The organism is Simkaniaceae bacterium (assembly GCA_021734805.1).
GTDB lineage: Bacteria > Chlamydiota > Chlamydiia > Chlamydiales > JACRBE01 > Amphritriteisimkania.
This window is the reverse complement of record JAIPIG010000034.1, coordinates 1-17,847: the sequence shown is the minus strand read 5'-3', so window position 1 is coordinate 17,847 and position 17,847 is coordinate 1. Positions and strand designations below refer to the sequence as shown.

Sequence of the window (17,847 nt, the reverse complement as noted above, 5' to 3'; positions counted from 1 at the left end):
GCAAAAGTCCAAAGAGGACTTTTACGTTTTTTACAACCCATGCCCTCCGGTCTTACATTCTCTCCAAAGGCTTAACATCCCGAGTGCCCCTCGGTTAGACCTTTAAAGGTGATAGAATTTTAATATGGAATATATATATATTTTAAAAGAAAAAAAAAGCAGCTTATATCCCCACGCCTCAAGGCGGGGGTTTTACGCCGTCAGCGATAAAAAAGGCAGTGTAGTGAACACTGCCTTTTTAAATAAAAGATTTAACAAAAGTCAAATCTAGAGACTATTTTCTGAGCTTCAAGCGGTTGATGAGCGTTTGGTAACGCTTTGTATCTGTCGAGTTCAAGTAGTCTAGAAGTTTTCTTCTTTGACCAACAAGCTTGAGAAGAGCAAGCCTAGAGGCGTGATCTTTCGGAGATATTTTTAAGTGGTCAGTGAGTTCTACAATGCGTTCCGTAAGAAGCGCGATTTGTACGTCAGCCGACCCGGTATCTTTCTCGTGAAGCTGAAATTTTTTAGTAATTTCTTCCTTAGTACCTTTATCTAAAGACATAGGGGGTCCCCTTTACTTTATAAATATTTAGACAATGTATATCTTATGACATTTGCAACTATTATAACACAGGCATTTAAAAGGAGCAATCCCAAAATATTGAAGTTTTGTGCTATACTCGACTTTGCAAAGAAAGTAGTGTCTTGCCCTATTTAAATTTACGGGTAGAAAGAAAATTTGCAAAGTTGAGTTAAACACATCAAAAGGCAGTGGGTATTTCCTTGGAGTTTATCGATCTCTCTCAGAGGGATGACTATTTTATGGCTGAAGCTTTTATTGAAGCTCGAAAAGCATTTGATTTAGATGAAGTGCCCATTGGGTCGGTATTAGTTCTTGATAATCAAGTGGTTGCAAGAGGATATAACATGACCGAGGCCTCCAAGAATGCTATGAATCATGCGGAAGTTGTTTGTATTCAGAGGGCTACGGAAAAAATGGGTGATTTTAGGTTGGTGGGAAGCACGCTTTATACGACCTTAGAGCCTTGTATTATGTGTGCCGGTGCTCTAATCTTATCTCGAGTTGATCGGATCGTATATGGATGTCCTGACTTGCGGCATGGCGCTTGTGGAAGCATCATCGATGTATTTTCTATTAAGCATCCGATTCACCGTATTAAAATTGATTTTCTAGATTACACGGAAAAGTCGGCTCAGATGTTAAAACAATTTTTTAAACAAAAGCGGTTAAAATGAGACAGCTATTTGAAGAGATGATCGTCAATCAACAAAAAAAATTATTGAAAATTGCTAGCGAAATTGTTCCTAATATTACAAGTGATGATATTTTGCAGCCCAATGATTTTCCCGCTTTGGAAAACCATCCCTTTTTCAGATATGAAGAGGGCGTTCTGGAGGGTATTCAGGCTTGCCTAGCTGCTTACTGCATGGAAGAAGGGATTAAAAGGCTTTCTTCTTCATCTGCTTCTTAGAAATGCGGCGCATTCTTAGCTTTTCTTTCCAACTGAGGGATTCTTCCCCGTATTTTGAGACTTTGGATAGGCAAACATCCATGAAATGCTCGTCATCCATGATCGCTTGTCCTGTTTTAAAGTCGTAGACTTTGGCCTCTTTGTTAACATATTGAATATTGGAGTTTTGCCATCTTTTGCCGATGCGGTGCTTGAGTCGAATCAAGCTGTTTTCCAGGCGATTTAGGAAGGCAAAGGGGCTGTTGATTTCCCAGCGGAGTACGGAAAAGAGCCAAGCATAAAGACAGGGGAAGAAAAGACCGGTGAATTCAATGAAGTGGCCATTGACAAACTCAATCAAAATTTGTCCGCCAAAGAAGATAAGAGCAAGCCATTTGATTTTAATAGGAAGTGTCATGAAAAGGAGGATTTGCCTTTCGGGGTCGATCATCATCCACGCTGTCAGCATGAGAAATATCGCGCTTGAAGTTGAGCAATAGACAAAGGGGGCGCCGGTTGTAAATAATAAAGTCGCGACCGAAAGGCCCGTAAAAAGAAGGCCTCCAAAGAAAAGAAAGCAAAAATCGCGCATGCTACGCAGCGTTATAATAGATAAGGAGACAAAAAAGAGGAGGTAGAGGTTGAAAAACAGAGATAAAAGAAGGCTAAAACTGAGTGAAAGGGGGTGGGGATATAAGAATGCATAGCTCAAGAGTTGCCAAACAAAACCGTGTTTGAGGCCCCAGGCGGATAGGCCAAAAAGAGCATGAGGTGAAATGAACCCAAAAAAGGATTTAACTTGGGTGGCCAGTAGGGGAAAAGCCCCCATTAAAATGATGATCCATTGTAGGAGTTTAGGGGCGGTTGAAAAGACGGATGTTCTTGAATAATTCATAGTGTGTAGAAACCAACTTTTGAGTTCGTTTATGAATATGATAGCCCAACCGTTAAAAAATCACAATCAATTCAAAACATCGCTCATTTTGCAAATTTTTTTTTAAAAAATAAAATAAAATAAGGTGATAGATATTCAGGGCTTGTTTTTTTCCTTCCCTATCGGTATGCTTTAGGGCCTAAACATAACGTTATTTTAGTGGAGAAAAAATGAAAAAAGAAGGCCATCCCGATTATCAAGATATTCTCTTTATCGATACGGCAACCGGATCTAAGTTTGTCTGTGGAAGCACACTGAAGCCCAAAGAAACGCAAGAGCATAATGGCACGACCTATCCTGTGTCGTATTTATCTGTTTCATCTGCTTCGCACCCTTTCTTTACGGGCAGCCAACAGTTTGTTGATTCTGAAGGGCGTATTGATAAGTTCTTAAAGAAATATCAAACAAAAAAGCCTGTCCAAAAAAAGGAAGAGGAAGAGCCACCAAAGGGTAAAGCTAAAAAGGGTAAGAAATAAGCACCTTTATGGAAGCAAAAATTCAAGAGCTTCTTAAAAAACTGGATGGAGTTGAGGATCAGCTCGGACAACCTGAGGTTGTCAATGACAAAGTTAAATTTCGCGAGCTGACTCAACAACACGCTTATCTTTCCGAGCTTAAAGAGGTTTGGCAATCTTATCAAAAGGCTGTTAAAGACATCGCAGATAATGAAGAGCTGATTAAAGAAGAGAGTGATCCTGAGTTTGTTGCCATTGCTAAAGAGGAACTCCCTCCTTTGTATGGAAAAAAGGAAAAGCTCCAGCAGCAGCTTCACTCACTTATCGTTCCCCCGGATCCAACTGACAGTCAAAATACCATTTTAGAGCTTCGCGCCGGTACGGGTGGGGATGAAGCCGCTCTATTTGTTGGCGATTGTGTTCGTATGTATAAATTATATGCAGGGGATAAGGGTTGGACTGTTGATCCTTTGTCTTATACTGAGTCGGAGATAGGCGGTTATAAAGAATATATCATGGTGTTGTCAGGAAAAGATGTCTATCGCCTGATGAAATATGAAGCGGGGACTCATCGAGTTCAGCGCGTTCCTGAGACTGAGGCGCAAGGAAGAGTTCATACGTCTGCTATTACAGTTGCCGTTCTTCTCGAGCCTGCGGAAGATGAAGAGATTCATATTGATGAGACTGAGTTGAAAATTGATACATATCGCGCGTCCGGAGCGGGGGGGCAGCATGTCAATACAACTGATTCTGCCGTGCGCATTACGCATATGCCCACAGGAACCGTTGTCTATTGTCAACAAGAGCGTTCTCAACACAAAAATAAAGATAAGGCGATGCGCCTTCTTGCAGCAAAACTTGCAGAAGAATCTCAGAGAAAAAAGCACGAAGAGAGATCGTCGCTTCGTCAATCTCAGGTGGGAAGTGGAGATCGTTCTGAGAGGATTCGCACCTATAATTTTCCACAAAATCGTTTGACTGATCACCGCATTAATCTCACGCTCTACAAGCTCGACCAAATTATGAATGGTGACCTCGATATGGTGACTCAAGCTTTAGTTGCTCATTTTTACCAAAAGTCGTTAGAAAATGCAGGCGTCTGATTATTTAGCTCTTTGTCGGGATTCATTGGCGAGAAGGGGTGTTGCAATGCCTCGGCTCGTTGCCGAATCAATTTTATCCCATGTTTGCGGTGTGTCTAAAGATCAGGTTGAGTTTTACTCAGACCTTAGTCATGACGAGATGCTGCGAGCGGATAATCTTATCGAGCGGGTGCTAAAGGGAGAGCCATTTGAGTATGTGATCGGAAAAGTCGATTTTTATGGCAATGAGCTTTTATTGTCGAAGTGCGCTCTAATACCCAGATCGGAAACGGAGTTGATGCTCGATTTTGCAGCAAAAAGAGTGCGCGAAAAGGGGATTGAGACAGGGGTTGCTGTTGATCTTTGTTGCGGCAGCGGATGTCTTGGTCTTGGGTTCAAAAAGGCGTTTTTAGAGTTTGATGTCAATTTATGCGATATTGATCCGAGTTGCATTGCTCTTGCCAAAGATAATGCTCAAAGACTAGGTCTTGATGTGAGGGTATTGCTTGGAGATTTTTTAGAGCCTTTAAAAGCTGTCGGTGCCGACGTTGTTCTTTGTAATCCCCCTTATGTTAGTGAGCAAGAGTATGAAGAGCTCGATGCGAGTGTTAAAGATTTTGAGCCTAAACGGGCGCTTGTAGCTCCTGATGAGGGGCTTTATTTTTACCGTAAAATGGCTGAAGAGTTGCCGTCTTATCTCAACCCGGGGGCGCTCGTTTTTGTAGAAATCGGGGCAAATCAAGCAAATCAGGTGAGTCAAATTTTTAATACGACCTCTTTAAAGATAATCTCCTGCGAAAAGGATTTGGCAGGGCACGATCGCTTCTTTTTCCTTGAAAATCAATAATTTTTTGTTTATTATAGTCCTTTTTAAATCCATGTCTTCAAAAGGGTTGCCATGTTTGGTGCACTGACTGAAAAACTCCAATCACTAGCTGTGAGTTTGCGAGGTCAAAAGAAATTAACTGAAGAAAATATTGGAGAGGCCGTCCGTCAGGTGCGTCTAGCTCTTCTCGATGCGGATGTTAATTTTTCTGTTGTGAGTCATTTCATCAAGCAAGTTAAAGCGAAAGCTCTTGGCGAAGATGTTGTTAAATCCGTCACTCCCGGGGATCAGTTCATCAAGGTTGTCCATGATGAGCTCGTTTCTTTAATGGGGGGTGAAGAGGCTCGTCTCAATCTTAAAAGCGATTTAGCTGTGATTCTGCTTTGCGGGCTTCAGGGGTCGGGTAAAACGACGCACTGCGCTAAACTAGCCAATTACTTATCGGGCAAGGAGTTTTTGAAAAAGCCCCTTCTCGTTGCATGTGATCTACAAAGGCCGGCAGCGATTGAACAGCTTAAAACATTGGGCAGTCAGATTAACGTGCCTGTTTTCACCCTGGAGGGAGAAAATAAGCCATTAAAGGTAGCTAAGAAAGCGATTGAGTATGCTAAGGCGAATGGATTTGACGTCGTTATCGTTGATTCTGCCGGACGGCTTCATATTGATGAAGCTTTGATGGGTGAACTGAAAGATGTGAAAGCGTTTCTCGATCCCCATGAGACGCTTTTTGTGGCAAATGCAGCCCTAGGTCAAGATGCTGTCAAAACGGCAAAAGAGTTTGATGAGAAAATAGGGATTACCGGAACGATCCTAACAATGCTCGATGGAACGAGTCGCGCCGGTGCTGCAATATCTATTCGCGAGGTGACCCAGAAGCCCCTCAAGTTTGAAGGGATTGGGGAAAAAATGGGAGATCTTCAGCTTTTTAACCCGATTTCTATGGCTGATCGTATTCTTGGAATGGGTGATATTATCAATCTCGTTAAGAAGGCCAAGGATCATTTTGACGAGAGCGAAGCTGAAAGAATGCAAGAGAAAATGAAAAATGCCTCATTTTCTTATAATGACTACCTCAAACAAATGTCGGCATTTAAAAAAATGGGGTCATTTAAAAGTTTAATGACAATGCTTCCCGGAATGAATCAGCTCCCTGCTGATTTTGATATGTCGGGTAAGGAACTTGATCGGATGGAGGCAATGATCCTCTCAATGACAGAAGAAGAGAGAGAGGGGCTTGTGGAGCTAGAGCCTTCAAGAAGGAGAAGGATCGCGCAAGGTAGCGGGATGACCATTGATGATGTCAATAAAATGGTAAAGGGCTTTAAAAGAGTAAAGCAAATGTTTAAACAGATGCCAAAACTACAAAAAAAGATGAAGAAAAATCCCTTAATGTCTAAACTATTTAGCTAGAGTCCCGCGTCCAACTTTTTGGTTTTAATGCCATTTTTTGACTGTTTTAGGCTTAATTTGAAGATCACAGGCGGGTGATTAGATCAAAATTATGCCCAAAAGAGGCAAAAAAGGGTAAGGCGCTGAATGTTGATGCAATCTGTACCGTTCGGTATAATTGGCAAAATCAACTTTTTGGTCGTTTTTTTTCTTAATACCGATTAAACTGTTGCCTTAAAGTTATGAAGGAGAACTAAGAACATGGCACTCAAAATTCGTTTGCGTCAACAAGGACGTACAAATCACCGCTTATATAGACTGGTTGTAGCTGATTCACGCTTACCGAGAGATGGAAAGTACATTGAAAAAATTGGCTTGTATGACCCTCATCGCAAAGGTGAAGAAGATACTGTCATCAATCATGAAAGATTGGCATTTTGGATTGAGCAAGGCGCAGAGCTAACTGAAAAAACGGTTTCTTTAATTGCAAGAGGAGCTCCGGAAGTATATAAAAACTGGCTCAACAAGCAATTAGACAAGAGAAAAAAGCTTCTCGATAAAAGAAAAGCGAGAAAAGCTAAGGCCGCAGCTGCGTAAATATATTATTTTCCGGGGTGAGAGGGGCGCATGAAATTTGATATTCTTTCACTTTTTCCGGATTATTTTACGGGGCCATTTGATGTCAGTATCCTGAAGCGAGCTAAAAAGAATGGGTTGATTGATATCAATCTGGTTAATATTCGTAACTTTGCACATGATAAGCATCAGACTGTCGATGACCGTCCTTATGGAGGAGGTCCCGGAATGGTGCTTAAACCTGAGCCCTTAACTGAGGCGATTCGAAGTGTGAGAAGTGAAAAGAGCCATGTCTGTTTACTCTCACCTCAGGGGAAACTTTTAACGGCAGCGAAATGCCGCCGGCTCGCTCAATTGCCACATCTTGTATTAGTATGTGGCCATTATGAAGCCGTTGATGAACGCGTGATTGAGTCTGAGATTGATGAGGAGATAAGTATTGGCGATTATGTGCTTACATCAGGAGCACCGGCAGCCATCGTTCTCATCGATGCAATTTCTCGGTTTATTCCCGGAGTGATTGGGAATGAAGAGGCTGCAAATCAGGACTCTTTTGAGCAAGAGATGTTATTTGATGCGCCGCATTATACGAGACCGGAGGAGTTTGAGGGGAAAAGAGTTCCCGAAGTTCTTCTCAACGGTCACCATAAAGAAATAGAAAAGTGGCGAAGAAACAAAGCCTTATTGAAAACACAGCAGGTGAGACCTGATCTCTTGGATCAGTCAAACCTGTACAAAGAATGAACGTTTAGGAGAATTAAATGGGTCGTCCAGCTCTTATTGAAGCCATTGAAGCTGAGCAACTGAAAAAAGAAATCCCGGAGTTTAGAATCGGAGATAACCTCAAAATCTCTTTTAAGATTATTGAGGGTGGAAAAGAGAGAATCCAGTCTCTGACCGGGACAGTTGTAGCTAGAAAGGGAAGTGGTCTTTCTGAAAATATTACACTTTACAGAACTGCATATGGATCGGCTATGGAGCGTGTTTTTATGCTTCACAGTCCTCGCATTACAGACATCGCTGTTGTGAGAAAAGGTAAAGTTCGCCGTTCGAAACTTTACTACATTTGTGGTGTAATGGGTAAAGCGTCAAAAGTTAAAGAAAGAATCGGTAAAAAAAGCATTGTCGTAACAGAAGATGTGAAAGCCGAAACAAACAACACTGCAGCTGAAGCTGAGAATAACTAATTTTAAAGATCAGTGAACCTATTCTCATTAGAGAATAGGTTCATATGAGTTAAAAAAAACCGGCAATGGGACTATCGCCCTTATTGCTGGTTTTTGTCGTTTTTAACTCACCTTACGCAAAAATTTTCAGTATACAGATAACACTGTTATGAATTAAAGTGGCATCTTCAATTGAGTCGAAGATGTTGCAGAGAGAAAATGAAAAGCGATTGCATAATGAGGGCTATTTGCTCGTAGCCGGGATTGATGAAGCCGGGCGAGGTCCGCTTGCCGGGCCTGTCGTTGCTGCCGGAGCGATTATTTTAGATGACCGGGGTTTAGAAGAGATTCGGGATAGTAAAAAACTGACTTCCAAACAGCGAGAAGCAATGTTTGATGAGTTGAAAAAAAGTGATCGCATTGTCTTTGCGACAGGTGTTGTTTCTCATACACGCATTGATGAGATCAACATCTTGCAGGCGACATTTGAGGCAATGAAACTCGCTGTTGACGGATTAAAAATCAAGCCTGACTTTTTGCTCGTTGATGGTCATCTATCACCAAGGATGAAGATTCCCGATTTGCCCATTGTTAAGGGTGATACTGTTGAGCTTTCGATTGCGCTTGCTTCGATTATTGCTAAAGTGACAAGAGATCGAATCATGAGGGAAATCGATCAAAAGTATCCCGGATATGGGTTTAAAAGCCACATGGGGTATGGAACAAAGGCGCATTTAGTGGCTCTACATCAACTCGGGCCATCTCCTATTCATCGCAGGTCATTTGCCCCTGTGAAAGAAAGATTGCTTATTTAGTTATTCATCATTTTGAGGTATACAATTGGTTAAAAGTATGACGGCTTTTGGTCGAGCCGATATATCAACAGATATTGGTGATTTTTATCTCGAGATTTATTCCGTAAATAAAAAGAATCTCGATGTGAGTACTTTTGTCCCTAAGGACTTTTTTATGCTCGATCTCCACTTGAGAAAGTGGATTCAAAGGATTGCCGAGAGGGGGTCCATTTCAATCAGACTGATGCGAGAGGCAAAGAAAGGGGATCTCTGTGTTGAATTTGACGAAGAGAACTTAGGGGAGCTTAAAACGAAGCTCAATCAGATCGCAATGGCGCTCGATATGCCTCCTGTTCATTCAATCGAGTTTTTAGCTGAAATGTTCTTGCGCATGCCCCATCGAGAAATGCCGTTGAATCGTGAGAAATTCCTCGCTGACGTGCGTATTGTCTTTGATAAAGCCGCTAAAGATTGGATTGCTATGCGAGAGCGTGAAGGGGTTCATCTTGCTCAAGATATTGAGCAACGCTTGAATCAAATTGAGCAGCATGTTGAAGCTATCGAAAATGGCATGGATCGAGCACCTCAAAAATTTGCGGAGAAACTCAAAAATCGATTACAAGAAGCGGGGGTTTTCGAGCAAAAAGATGAGGAAAGGGTCATAAAAGAAGTTGTGGTCTTTTCTGAAAAGGTGGATACTACTGAGGAAATTATCAGATTAAAATCGCATGTTAAACAATTTAATGAGACACTCTGTCGTGATGAGTCAATGGGGCGAAAGCTCGATTTTCTTATCCAAGAGATGAACAGAGAAGTGAATTCTCTTGGGGTGAAATGTTTTGATTTAGAGATGATCAAACGTGTGCTGGAAATTAAAAGCGAACTCGAGAAAATTAGAGAACAGGTACAAAATATTGAATAAGAAAACACCAAGTTTAGTCGGGAATCTTCCCCAAGGCCTGGTTTTTGTCATCAGTGCACCTGCCGGAACCGGGAAGTCAACCTTAGCTCATATGCTATGCGATTATTTTGCGCCGCATGTCGTTGAAAGCACGTCTTGTACAACGAGAAAGCCGCGCAAAAAAGAAGTGCCGGGTCAACATTACCACTTCATGACCAAGGAAGATTTTCTTGCAAAGAAAGATCGCGATGAATTTTTAGAGTATGCCGAAGTTTTTGGGCATTATTACGGGACTTTAAAAAAAGATGTAGAGCAAATCATCAATAGTGGCAAGCACATCATTTTAGTCATCGATACTCAGGGGGCTCTCAAACTGAAAGAGTTTTTCAAAGCAGTTTTTGTTTTTATTGCACCGCCCTCACTGGAAGAGCTCAAAAAAAGGCTCGGGAATCGCAAGACGGAAAGCGATGCAATGATCCTTGAACGACTCAAATGGGCTGAAACTGAAATTGAGAGAGCCGAACATTACGATTACTTCATTGTAAACGAAAAGCTCGATATGGCTTTTGAGATTTTAAAAAGCATTATGATTGCTGAGGAATACCGCAATCGCGACTTATTATAAATTGTCAACAATATTGAATAGGGGGAAACATGGGTGTGAAACACCATTTAACGAATGAAGAGTTTGTGGAAGCGTATGCCAATAAATTTGAATTGGCTCTACACATCATCAGCATAGCACAAAATCATATTAGAGCCGGCGAAGAAGTTGTGTTAAGCCGCCTTTTAAATGAGATGAGAAAAGAGGCTCAAGCAAAAATGCATGAGTCTAAAATGCCGATTCAAAGCGATCACCCTGAGGTCTAAGAATGACCAAAAAGCGCATCTTAATCACTTCTGCTCTTCCTTATGCCAATGGGCCTCTTCATTTTGGTCATATTGCCGGGGCTTTTTTACCCGCTGATGTCTATTCTCGATTTCAAAGAGTGATGGGACATGATGTGCTGTATGTTTGCGGATCGGATGAATATGGATTTGCAATTTCGATGAGTGCTGAAATAGAAGGGCACACGCCGAAAGAGCATGTCGATATTTACCATGCGATTAACAAGGATTTTTTTAAAAAACTCAATATCGCTTTTGACCATTATTCGCGTACTACGAGTCCGATTCATACGGAGACTGTAGTTGAGTTCTTTCACGACCTCAAGGCCAATGGCTATGTTGAAGAAAAAGTAACCGAGCAGCTCTATTCAGAAGCGGATGATCGCTTCTTGGCAGATCGCTATGTGATTGGAACGTGCCCACGTTGTGGTTATGAAGAAGCAAGAGGGGATGAATGCCCAAAATGTGCAGCGAGTTTTGAAGCCTCTGATTTAAAAAATCCAAGATCTAAGGTCACAGGGGCCCCTCTCATAAAGAAGTCGACAAAACACTGGTTTTTACGCTTTGATCTTTTTAAAGATCGATTGAATGACTGGCTATCAACTAAAGACTGGAAGCCCAATGTCGTTGCTTTTGTAAAGCACTACGTTGAAAACCTCCATCCCAGAGCGATTACTAGAGATTCTGATTGGGGCATTCCCGTCCCTCTATCGGATGCGCAAGGGAAGGTCTTTTATGTATGGTTTGATGCTCCAATTGGATATATTTCAGCGACAAAAGAATGGGCAGAAAAAATAGGCGATAAAAAAGCCTGGGAAAAATATTGGTTCGATGAATCCACAGAGTATATTCAATTTATCGGGAAAGATAATATCCCTTTTCATGCGATTTTTTTTCCTGCGATGATTATGGGGCAAAATAAACCTTATAAACTTGTCAATCAACTTCCGGCGAATGAATTTTATAATTTTGAAGGAAAAAAATTTAACAAATCAACCGGATGGACCATTGACTTAGAGCGCTTTTTCACCCGGTTTTCTTCTGATCAAATCCGCTATACCATTGCGGCTAATGCGCCTGAGACATCCGATTCTGAATTTACGTGGCATGATTTTAAGCAGAGAGTGAATGGGGATCTCGTCGGTAAATTTGGAAACTTTGCAAATCGTGTTCTTACATTTATTGAAAATAAACTGGGTGAAGAGGAGATCACAATAGAAGCGCTTGATGAAAGAGATCAAGCTTTCCTCTCTCAAATTGAAAGCTTGGCTATTGAAACTCAACATGCCTATGAACATTTTAAAGTGAGACAAGCTGCAGGTTTGCTCATGCAACTCGCTGCACTTGGCAATGTCTACTTTGATCAAAAAAAACCATGGGTTCTGATCAGAGAAACAGAAGATAAACAGGCCCTACTTACGACAATGGCAAGTTGTCTTCATTGTTTGAAAGTGTTAGCTATTCTCTCTTATCCCATTATTCCCGAAGCAGCGCTTAAATTGTGGGATTTACTCGGTATTAATAAAGCGCTTGAAATGATTCATTTTAGAGATGAAATAGAGACGGTTTCTTCCAATCAAATGAAACTCAAAAAACCAACAATTCTTTTTTCAAAAATTGAGGATGACATGATGAATCAAGAAATGAAGCATCTCAAACAGGTTGAAGAAACGCCATCAACACCTTCATATGAGCCCCTGAAAGAGATGATCTCTTTTGATGACTTTCAGAAAGTTGATTTGCGGGTAGCTCAAATTCTCACAGTTGAAAATGTCCCCAAAAGTAAAAAACTCCTCAAACTGACAGTTGATCTTGGTTTTGAAAAAAGAACGATTGTTTCGGGAATTGCTCAGTCTTTTCCTGATATTGAAGTGCTTATTGGAAAAAAAATCTTAGTTGTAGCTAACTTAAAGCCTGCCAACCTTATGGGAATTGAGAGCCAGGGGATGATTCTTGCTGCGGGAGAAAAAGATCTCGACCTTCCTAGCCTTCAATCAGCTCACATTGGTGATAGAGTTTCATAATTTGTGGAGATGGATGATGAGAGTACTAGGTTGTATCAATACGGATCAAGTGAGACATCCGGCTTGCAAAGAGGTCATACGATGCTCTGCAATGACAACATGTGGAGCGGTTATTGCTCTGACCAATACAACGGGATATATGATATGGGGCGTTTTGGGCTTATCAGGCATTTGTCATCAGGAAGTAAAAGTGATTCCGGACTGGTCGTGTAAAGGGCTTTTAATAGGATGGTTAGCGAGCCTTCCTGCTGCCGGGATCGCAAGTGCCTATCTTGGTGCAAAATTAGGCCATCAGATCGTAGAACATTGGCTCCCGACTATACCGGAATAATTCCGTTATGCTCTTCTGACGTCTTTAGAATAGATTTCAGCATGGTATGGCGTTTCTTTACTTCGTCATTTTTTACTGCGATGGCAATCGCTTTTTTTGCTCCCACTAAAACGACTTGTTTTTTTCCGCGCGTAATTCCGGTATAAAGGAGATTGCGATAGAGCAATTTAAAATGGCTAGTATGGATCGGCATGATGATGCACTTGCATTCACTTCCCTGATACTTATGGATTGATACGGCATAGGCTAAAATGATCTCATCGAGTTCTGTGAAATCATATTCTACCGGCCGCCCGTAATACTCAACTTCAACAAATTGTTCATCGCGATCGATAAAAGTGATAATACCCACATCGCCATTAAAGACTTTTTTATTATAGTTGTTGCGGATCTGCATAACTTTATCGCCATCTTTAAAACTTTTTCCAAAGGCTTGGAGTTCATTCGTGGAAGAATTGAGCTTTTCTTGTAGTTTAAGATTGATCGCTTCCGTTCCAATGGGTCCGCGCTTCATTGGTGACAAGACTTGAATGTCTTGAATGGGGTCAAAATTATAATGCTCGACAAGACGTCGCACATTAAGGTCGACAATAAGCTCTAAAATTTGCTCGGGATTTTCCGCTTCGATAAAGTGAAAATCACCGGTTTTTTTTGGTGTGACATCGGGGAAAATGCCTCGATTGATCCGGTGAGCATTTGTGACGATACGGGAAAATTTTCCCTGTCTAAAAATTTCAGTGAGTTTTGTTGTGGGAAGGGTATTAGATTCGATCAGATCTTTTAAAACATTGCCCGCACCAACACTTGGAAGCTGATCAATATCTCCAATAAAAATAAGACGTGCTCTATCGGGGATAGCTTTTAACAAATGGTACATTAAAAATGTGTCAATCATTGAGGCTTCATCAATAATGATGAGATCGCAAGAAAGGGGGTTGTTCTTATTGCGTTTAAAGCCATGATTAGCAAAATCAAACTCCAAAAGCGAATGAATTGTAAAAGCTTTTTTACGCGTGATTTCCGACATGCGCTTAGCGGCCCTTCCCGTAGGAGCTGCGAGTAAAATATGCTCTGTTAATTTTTCGGTGATTCCAAGAATGGCTTTTGTAATGGTACTCTTCCCCGTTCCCGGTCCTCCCGTAATGATATGAATTTTTTCTGATACCGATGTCGCAATCGCCTCTTTTTGATGGGACGCAAATTGTAGGGAGAGCTTTGTTTCAATCCACTGAATTGCTTTGTCTTTTTCAACTTTTCTAAGGGCCGAGGTCTCATTTTTTAAACGCGTGAGCTCTTTTGCAATCCCCACTTCAGCGAGGTAATAGGGGCGTAGCCAAATAAACGGGAGATTGTTTTCCCCCACCTCTTTTTTAATAATACGCATCTCAGCAACTAGAGTTTCAATTGATTGGAGAATGGGCTCTTCCTCAATCTCCAAAATCTCTTTAGCTTTTTCTACAAGTTCATCTTGAGGGAGTCCGACATGTCCCTCTTCGCTCATTTTTCTCAGTGTATACTCAATGCCACTTGTGACGCGCTGAGGGGCATCACTTGCAATGCCCATGCTCTTTGCAATGCCATCTACCGTTTTAAAGCCAACACCAAGGAGTTCATTGGCAACTTTGTAGGGATCATCTTTGACTTTGTCAATGCTCTCATCGCCATATTTTCTGTAGATCTTTTGTGCAAGCGCCGTTCCCACTCCATGAGAGCGCAAAAAAACCATGACGTTGCGCACTTGCTTTTTCTCGTGCCAACAATCCTTGACTTTAGCAATTCTCTTAACACCAATTCCTTCGATTTCTAGAAGGCGATGGGGGGATTCATCGATGATTTGAAGTGTTTGCAAACCAAAGCGCTCAACAATGCGTTTGGCATATTTTTTGCCGATCCCTTTAATAGCTCCCGATTCTAAATAGCGCTGGATCCCGATTTCAGTATGAGGAGGGCGAACTTGGTATTCTGAGACTTCAAACTGTCTGCCATGCGCAGCATGGATTTTCCATCGCCCCTTACATGTGATTGACTCACCGGGGTCGATTCCACTAAGGATTCCTACAATAGTTACTTTGTCGCCTTTAAGGGGATTGAGGCGGGCAATAGAATAGCCATTCTCTTCATTTGAGAAAATTGAATGATCAAACGTCCCTTCTAATACTTCCATAAAAAACCATCGTCATATAATGAGTCATTAATCATAGGACAAAATGAGTCCCCCATCAATAGTTAATATTTGGCCCGTCATCCGATACCGCTTCATCACACGCCAAAAAACAATGCTTCTACTTATTTTGGTATAAGTCTCATCAGATGGCTTCCTATAAAAAAATCCCCTCCATGAATGGGAGGAAATTTTTTGACGGCCAAGGAATATTGGCTATTAATGGTTGGCCACGTGAGCTCCCCGCTTGGATCCAGGGAGATCGGCCTCTGTTCAAGAAAAAGTCTACAGGATTTAGCTCTCGATGAAAATAAAATTTTCAATCAAAAATTCTATTTTTGCTGAATCGATTGTTGATTTTAAATCTCATAATTCGTTAAGATCTTGGCATTCGCGTATTCCGGATTAGCTCAGCGGTAGAGCAGCGGACTGTTAATCCGTTGGTCGCTAGTTCGAATCTAGCATCCGGAGCATTAAATACAAGGCAGTTAGGTAAAAATCTAGCTGCTTTTTTTTTGCTGAAATTGCTTCATGGTGCATCAGTGGTGCAGTAAAAACTGTTTGCGAAACATTTGACTGCAAGCAAGAAGCTGATGATTGGACAAGAGAAGTCGAAAGACAAATTAAAGCGGGCAAATATCAATTTTCTCAACTAAGACAAAAGCACACCTTCAACGATCTTGTTGATCGATTCATTAGCGATGGCATATTAGAACACCATAAATCCTCCAATGATACTCGAAGACATCTTAATTACTGGAAAGATCGCTTTGGAACATACGCTCTTGTTTATATTACTCCGGAACTAATTTCTAAAGAAAGAAAACTCCTATTAGAGACTCCAACTATCAAGGGAGAAAAAAGATCTCCTGCAACTGTTAATTCGCTATGTAGCAGCGCTTTCTTCTATTTTTAGCTTTGCTTTCCATTTTTTACAGGATTCAGGAGAGAACCAGAAATTGATGCTTCTACGATTTATCAGAGATTTGTTATACTCAGACCAGTTACATTTCATGTAATCACCACAGGTAGGATTTGTTTTAGACGACAAAAACTTTACCTGTGGTTTTTTTATTTTATCAAGTTTTCATTTCAAATCGATTTTTCAGATATTCCTAAAAAGATTTAGAAAACAGAGCCGGTCTTTACGGCAATTTCGTTAAAAAATACCAATTGATTTTAAATCAAAAATGATTTCACATTAGCAATACAATCTTTTTATTTTTATGGTGCGTTATGAAAAAAATGTTCTTATCAATTTGTTCAGTAGCTCTATTGCATTCCTTGGGTTATTCCCAAGATGCTGCTGGCAATTATAATCTTATTAATAAACAAAATATGTTTATTGCAGATGTTACTGCTGATAGCATGAATACACAAAGCAGTGACTCTACAAATACTGACGCTTTTGCTAAAGCCGGATTTTTTGTTGGTGGTGAGTTTCTTTATTGGAAATTAGATATTCCAGGACAAGATTATGCTATTACAAGAGATTTTCCTGCAGAAACATATTCTCCTGATGCGCGCTCCGCTCTTGCAGGAGATTTACAAACAATTGGCTGGAGCTATAAGCCAGGAGGACGTGTAACTGTAGGTTATCGTGAAGGAAGAGACCTTTGGGAAATTACAGGTGACTACACTTACTATAAGACAAGTAAAAATAATTCCTCAAGTCAACCATCAGGTATTTATGGTAATTATGTAGGCACAATGCCAGAGGTTACCTCAGGATCTTCACTAGTGTCGGGATCTTCTTCTTCAACATTCAAATACCAAATCGCTGATTTATTTTTGGGAAGAGCAATTAATGTAACTCCATATATCAATCTTCGTGTTAAAGCAGGCGCTAAAGGTGCTTTTATGCATCAGGATTGGTCTGTTTTTTATACAGCCAATAATGCAAGTACAAGCTCACACCAAAATAATTTTCACTACAATGCATTTGGATTATTTGGTGGATTTGATGCTAGATGGAAAATTTGGGGAGGTTTAGATATTTTCCAAACTTTGGATTTTGCTGGAGTATACGGTAAATATAAATATTTCTTGTTTACAAGAGATGATTCTGTTGAACCAGGTATCTTTGACAAACTTACTAATAACGATAACCGCACTATTTTCACAACAAGATTGTTAGCGGGCCTTGGATGGCAATGGTCTTGGGATTGGTTTGGTATTAGATTACAATTAGGTTATGAACTCAATACTTGGTTTAATCTTGCACAAAGCTATCGTGAAATAGGAGCAGATGTTTCATTAAGAAGTTTAACATATTCTAATTTAAGCTTAGAAGGTTTGAATGCTGGCTTAACGTTGAATTTCTAGTTTAGATCAAATAAAGAGCCTTTTTATGGAAAGGCTCTTTATTTTTTGTCATTTAATAATAAAAGAATTGCCAATCTGCAACAAAGAATTTTGTATACACAATCAAACTGAAGAGTTGGCGAGAAGGGGCGTGCCGACGGGGCTGAAGCGATCCCTGACACGGCTTGCTAAAGCTTTCCCCAGTTCTGACAGGGGACTCAATCGTGATAGACTGTTTAGAAATCCAATGACCGCCATTTTAAACTCATCAAAACCTTCATAATAAGTGTTATATAACACTCTTTCTTTCAGTAATTTCCATAACCGTTCTATCGGATTTAAATTCGGACTATATGGCGGTAAAAAGTGCAATTTGATCTTTGATCCCTCAACATAACATCTTACCTCCTCATTGCGGTAGTATCTCGCATTATCACAGAACACATGCACCGTTTGCGCTACAGGATACGCTTCTTCTATTTTCTTAAAAAAAGCCAGCGTAGAGGCCGTATTCAACGTCTTATCCTCATGAAGAACTACTTTTTTATTCAACATATCGATC

At 40.7% G+C, this 17,847-nt stretch carries 20 protein-coding genes and 1 tRNA gene; 17 read left to right on the top strand and 4 right to left on the bottom strand.

Annotation, left to right across the window (positions count from 1 at the left end; genetic code table 11):
• Window positions 1–274: 274 nt before the first annotated feature.
• Window positions 275–544, bottom strand: a complete 270-nt coding sequence (gene rpsO, locus K9M07_06975) for a 30S ribosomal protein S15 (protein ID MCF7852965.1) — start codon at window positions 542–544, stop codon at window positions 275–277.
• Between the two features lie 260 nt (window positions 545–804).
• Here rpsO and K9M07_06970 point away from each other — a divergent pair, with 260 nt between their 5' ends.
• Together K9M07_06970 and K9M07_06965 are read left to right on the top strand one after the other, a co-directional pair.
• Entirely contained in the window at window positions 805–1,239 is a 435-nt protein-coding gene (locus tag K9M07_06970; GenBank protein MCF7852964.1) for a nucleoside deaminase, read from the top strand.
• Window positions 1,236–1,475 carry a hypothetical protein gene (locus K9M07_06965; protein ID MCF7852963.1) on the top strand — a complete coding sequence of 80 codons (240 nt, stop codon included), beginning with the start codon at window positions 1,236–1,238 and terminating at the stop codon, window positions 1,473–1,475. The genes K9M07_06970 and K9M07_06965 overlap by 4 nt, the downstream gene beginning before the upstream one ends.
• On the opposite strand, the gene K9M07_06960 is transcribed toward K9M07_06965, so the two are convergent.
• Complete coding sequence (locus tag K9M07_06960; GenBank protein ID MCF7852962.1) at window positions 1,444–2,349, bottom strand: hypothetical protein; 906 nt, start codon at window positions 2,347–2,349, stop codon at window positions 1,444–1,446. The genes K9M07_06965 and K9M07_06960 overlap by 32 nt on opposite strands.
• Window positions 2,350–2,558: 209 nt before the next feature.
• On the opposite strand from K9M07_06960, the gene K9M07_06955 reads away from it, so the two are divergent.
• From K9M07_06955 to K9M07_06895, 13 genes are all read left to right on the top strand, one after another.
• Window positions 2,559–2,864 (top strand): type B 50S ribosomal protein L31, encoded by a 306-nt coding sequence (locus K9M07_06955; protein MCF7852961.1) that lies wholly within the window; start codon window positions 2,559–2,561, stop codon window positions 2,862–2,864.
• Between the two features lie 8 nt (window positions 2,865–2,872).
• Window positions 2,873–3,946: a peptide chain release factor 1 gene (gene prfA / locus K9M07_06950; GenBank protein MCF7852960.1), complete on the top strand. Its 1,074-nt coding sequence runs from the start codon at window positions 2,873–2,875 to the stop codon at window positions 3,944–3,946.
• Complete coding sequence (gene prmC / locus K9M07_06945) at window positions 3,933–4,772, top strand: peptide chain release factor N(5)-glutamine methyltransferase (GenBank protein ID MCF7852959.1); 840 nt, start codon at window positions 3,933–3,935, stop codon at window positions 4,770–4,772. Before prfA ends, prmC begins: the two co-directional genes overlap by 14 nt.
• 51 nt (window positions 4,773–4,823) lie before the next feature.
• On the top strand, window positions 4,824–6,161 hold the full coding sequence (gene ffh, locus K9M07_06940) for a signal recognition particle protein (GenBank protein MCF7852958.1): 1,338 nt from the start codon (window positions 4,824–4,826) through the stop codon (window positions 6,159–6,161).
• 240 nt (window positions 6,162–6,401) lie between these two features.
• Window positions 6,402–6,737 (top strand): 30S ribosomal protein S16, encoded by a 336-nt coding sequence (gene rpsP / locus K9M07_06935; GenBank protein MCF7852957.1) that lies wholly within the window; start codon window positions 6,402–6,404, stop codon window positions 6,735–6,737.
• A gap of 30 nt (window positions 6,738–6,767) precedes the next feature.
• Window positions 6,768–7,460 carry a tRNA (guanosine(37)-N1)-methyltransferase TrmD gene (trmD, locus tag K9M07_06930; protein ID MCF7852956.1) on the top strand — a complete coding sequence of 231 codons (693 nt, stop codon included), beginning with the start codon at window positions 6,768–6,770 and terminating at the stop codon, window positions 7,458–7,460.
• Between the two features lie 17 nt (window positions 7,461–7,477).
• Window positions 7,478–7,903, top strand: a complete 426-nt coding sequence (gene rplS / locus K9M07_06925; GenBank protein ID MCF7852955.1) for a 50S ribosomal protein L19 — start codon at window positions 7,478–7,480, stop codon at window positions 7,901–7,903.
• Window positions 7,904–8,085: 182 nt separating this feature from the next.
• Window positions 8,086–8,697 carry a ribonuclease HII gene (locus tag K9M07_06920; GenBank protein MCF7852954.1) on the top strand — a complete coding sequence of 204 codons (612 nt, stop codon included), beginning with the start codon at window positions 8,086–8,088 and terminating at the stop codon, window positions 8,695–8,697.
• 37 nt (window positions 8,698–8,734) lie between these two features.
• Window positions 8,735–9,598 carry a YicC family protein gene (locus K9M07_06915; protein MCF7852953.1) on the top strand — a complete coding sequence of 288 codons (864 nt, stop codon included), beginning with the start codon at window positions 8,735–8,737 and terminating at the stop codon, window positions 9,596–9,598.
• The gene (gmk, locus tag K9M07_06910; protein ID MCF7852952.1) at window positions 9,591–10,202 is read left to right on the top strand and encodes a guanylate kinase; all 612 of its coding nucleotides are present in this window, start codon (window positions 9,591–9,593) and stop codon (window positions 10,200–10,202) included. The genes K9M07_06915 and gmk overlap by 8 nt, the downstream gene beginning before the upstream one ends.
• 29 nt (window positions 10,203–10,231) lie before the next feature.
• Window positions 10,232–10,447 carry a hypothetical protein gene (locus K9M07_06905; protein MCF7852951.1) on the top strand — a complete coding sequence of 72 codons (216 nt, stop codon included), beginning with the start codon at window positions 10,232–10,234 and terminating at the stop codon, window positions 10,445–10,447.
• Between the two features lie 2 nt (window positions 10,448–10,449).
• Complete coding sequence (gene metG, locus K9M07_06900) at window positions 10,450–12,489, top strand: methionine--tRNA ligase (protein MCF7852950.1); 2,040 nt, start codon at window positions 10,450–10,452, stop codon at window positions 12,487–12,489.
• Between the two features lie 13 nt (window positions 12,490–12,502).
• Window positions 12,503–12,820 (top strand): hypothetical protein, encoded by a 318-nt coding sequence (locus K9M07_06895; GenBank protein MCF7852949.1) that lies wholly within the window; start codon window positions 12,503–12,505, stop codon window positions 12,818–12,820.
• Here K9M07_06895 and K9M07_06890 read toward each other — a convergent pair.
• The gene (locus K9M07_06890; GenBank protein ID MCF7852948.1) at window positions 12,807–14,984 is read right to left on the bottom strand and encodes an ATP-dependent RecD-like DNA helicase; all 2,178 of its coding nucleotides are present in this window, start codon (window positions 14,982–14,984) and stop codon (window positions 12,807–12,809) included. The genes K9M07_06895 and K9M07_06890 overlap by 14 nt on opposite strands.
• Window positions 14,985–15,380: 396 nt before the next feature.
• On the opposite strand from K9M07_06890, the gene K9M07_06885 reads away from it, so the two are divergent.
• Together K9M07_06885 and K9M07_06880 are read left to right on the top strand one after the other, a co-directional pair.
• Window positions 15,381–15,452, top strand: a tRNA-Asn gene (locus K9M07_06885).
• 765 nt (window positions 15,453–16,217) lie between these two features.
• Entirely contained in the window at window positions 16,218–17,306 is a 1,089-nt protein-coding gene (locus K9M07_06880; protein ID MCF7852947.1) for a hypothetical protein, read from the top strand.
• Window positions 17,307–17,408: 102 nt separating this feature from the next.
• On the opposite strand, the gene K9M07_06875 is transcribed toward K9M07_06880, so the two are convergent.
• Window positions 17,409–17,847: IS630 family transposase (locus K9M07_06875; GenBank protein MCF7852946.1), on the bottom strand; the 439-nt coding region annotated here is incomplete at its 5' end.

What these genes read in the sequence shown, in the direction of transcription:
- rpsO (MCF7852965.1), bottom strand. Translation starts at nt 544, where the DNA reads ATGTCTTTAGATAAAGGTACTAAGGAAGAAATTACTAAAAAATTTCAG.
- K9M07_06970 (MCF7852964.1), top strand. Translation starts at nt 805, where the DNA reads ATGGCTGAAGCTTTTATTGAAGCTCGAAAAGCATTTGATTTAGATGAA.
- K9M07_06965 (MCF7852963.1), top strand. Translation starts at nt 1,236, where the DNA reads ATGAGACAGCTATTTGAAGAGATGATCGTCAATCAACAAAAAAAATTA.
- K9M07_06960 (MCF7852962.1), bottom strand. Translation starts at nt 2,349, where the DNA reads ATGAATTATTCAAGAACATCCGTCTTTTCAACCGCCCCTAAACTCCTA.
- K9M07_06955 (MCF7852961.1), top strand. Translation starts at nt 2,559, where the DNA reads ATGAAAAAAGAAGGCCATCCCGATTATCAAGATATTCTCTTTATCGAT.
- prfA (MCF7852960.1), top strand. Translation starts at nt 2,873, where the DNA reads ATGGAAGCAAAAATTCAAGAGCTTCTTAAAAAACTGGATGGAGTTGAG.
- prmC (MCF7852959.1), top strand. Translation starts at nt 3,933, where the DNA reads ATGCAGGCGTCTGATTATTTAGCTCTTTGTCGGGATTCATTGGCGAGA.
- ffh (MCF7852958.1), top strand. Translation starts at nt 4,824, where the DNA reads ATGTTTGGTGCACTGACTGAAAAACTCCAATCACTAGCTGTGAGTTTG.
- rpsP (MCF7852957.1), top strand. Translation starts at nt 6,402, where the DNA reads ATGGCACTCAAAATTCGTTTGCGTCAACAAGGACGTACAAATCACCGC.
- trmD (MCF7852956.1), top strand. Translation starts at nt 6,768, where the DNA reads ATGAAATTTGATATTCTTTCACTTTTTCCGGATTATTTTACGGGGCCA.
- rplS (MCF7852955.1), top strand. Translation starts at nt 7,478, where the DNA reads ATGGGTCGTCCAGCTCTTATTGAAGCCATTGAAGCTGAGCAACTGAAA.
- K9M07_06920 (MCF7852954.1), top strand. Translation starts at nt 8,086, where the DNA reads ATGTTGCAGAGAGAAAATGAAAAGCGATTGCATAATGAGGGCTATTTG.
- K9M07_06915 (MCF7852953.1), top strand. Translation starts at nt 8,735, where the DNA reads ATGACGGCTTTTGGTCGAGCCGATATATCAACAGATATTGGTGATTTT.
- K9M07_06905 (MCF7852951.1), top strand. Translation starts at nt 10,232, where the DNA reads ATGGGTGTGAAACACCATTTAACGAATGAAGAGTTTGTGGAAGCGTAT.
- metG (MCF7852950.1), top strand. Translation starts at nt 10,450, where the DNA reads ATGACCAAAAAGCGCATCTTAATCACTTCTGCTCTTCCTTATGCCAAT.
- K9M07_06895 (MCF7852949.1), top strand. Translation starts at nt 12,503, where the DNA reads ATGATGAGAGTACTAGGTTGTATCAATACGGATCAAGTGAGACATCCG.
- K9M07_06890 (MCF7852948.1), bottom strand. Translation starts at nt 14,984, where the DNA reads ATGGAAGTATTAGAAGGGACGTTTGATCATTCAATTTTCTCAAATGAA.
- K9M07_06880 (MCF7852947.1), top strand. Translation starts at nt 16,218, where the DNA reads ATGAAAAAAATGTTCTTATCAATTTGTTCAGTAGCTCTATTGCATTCC.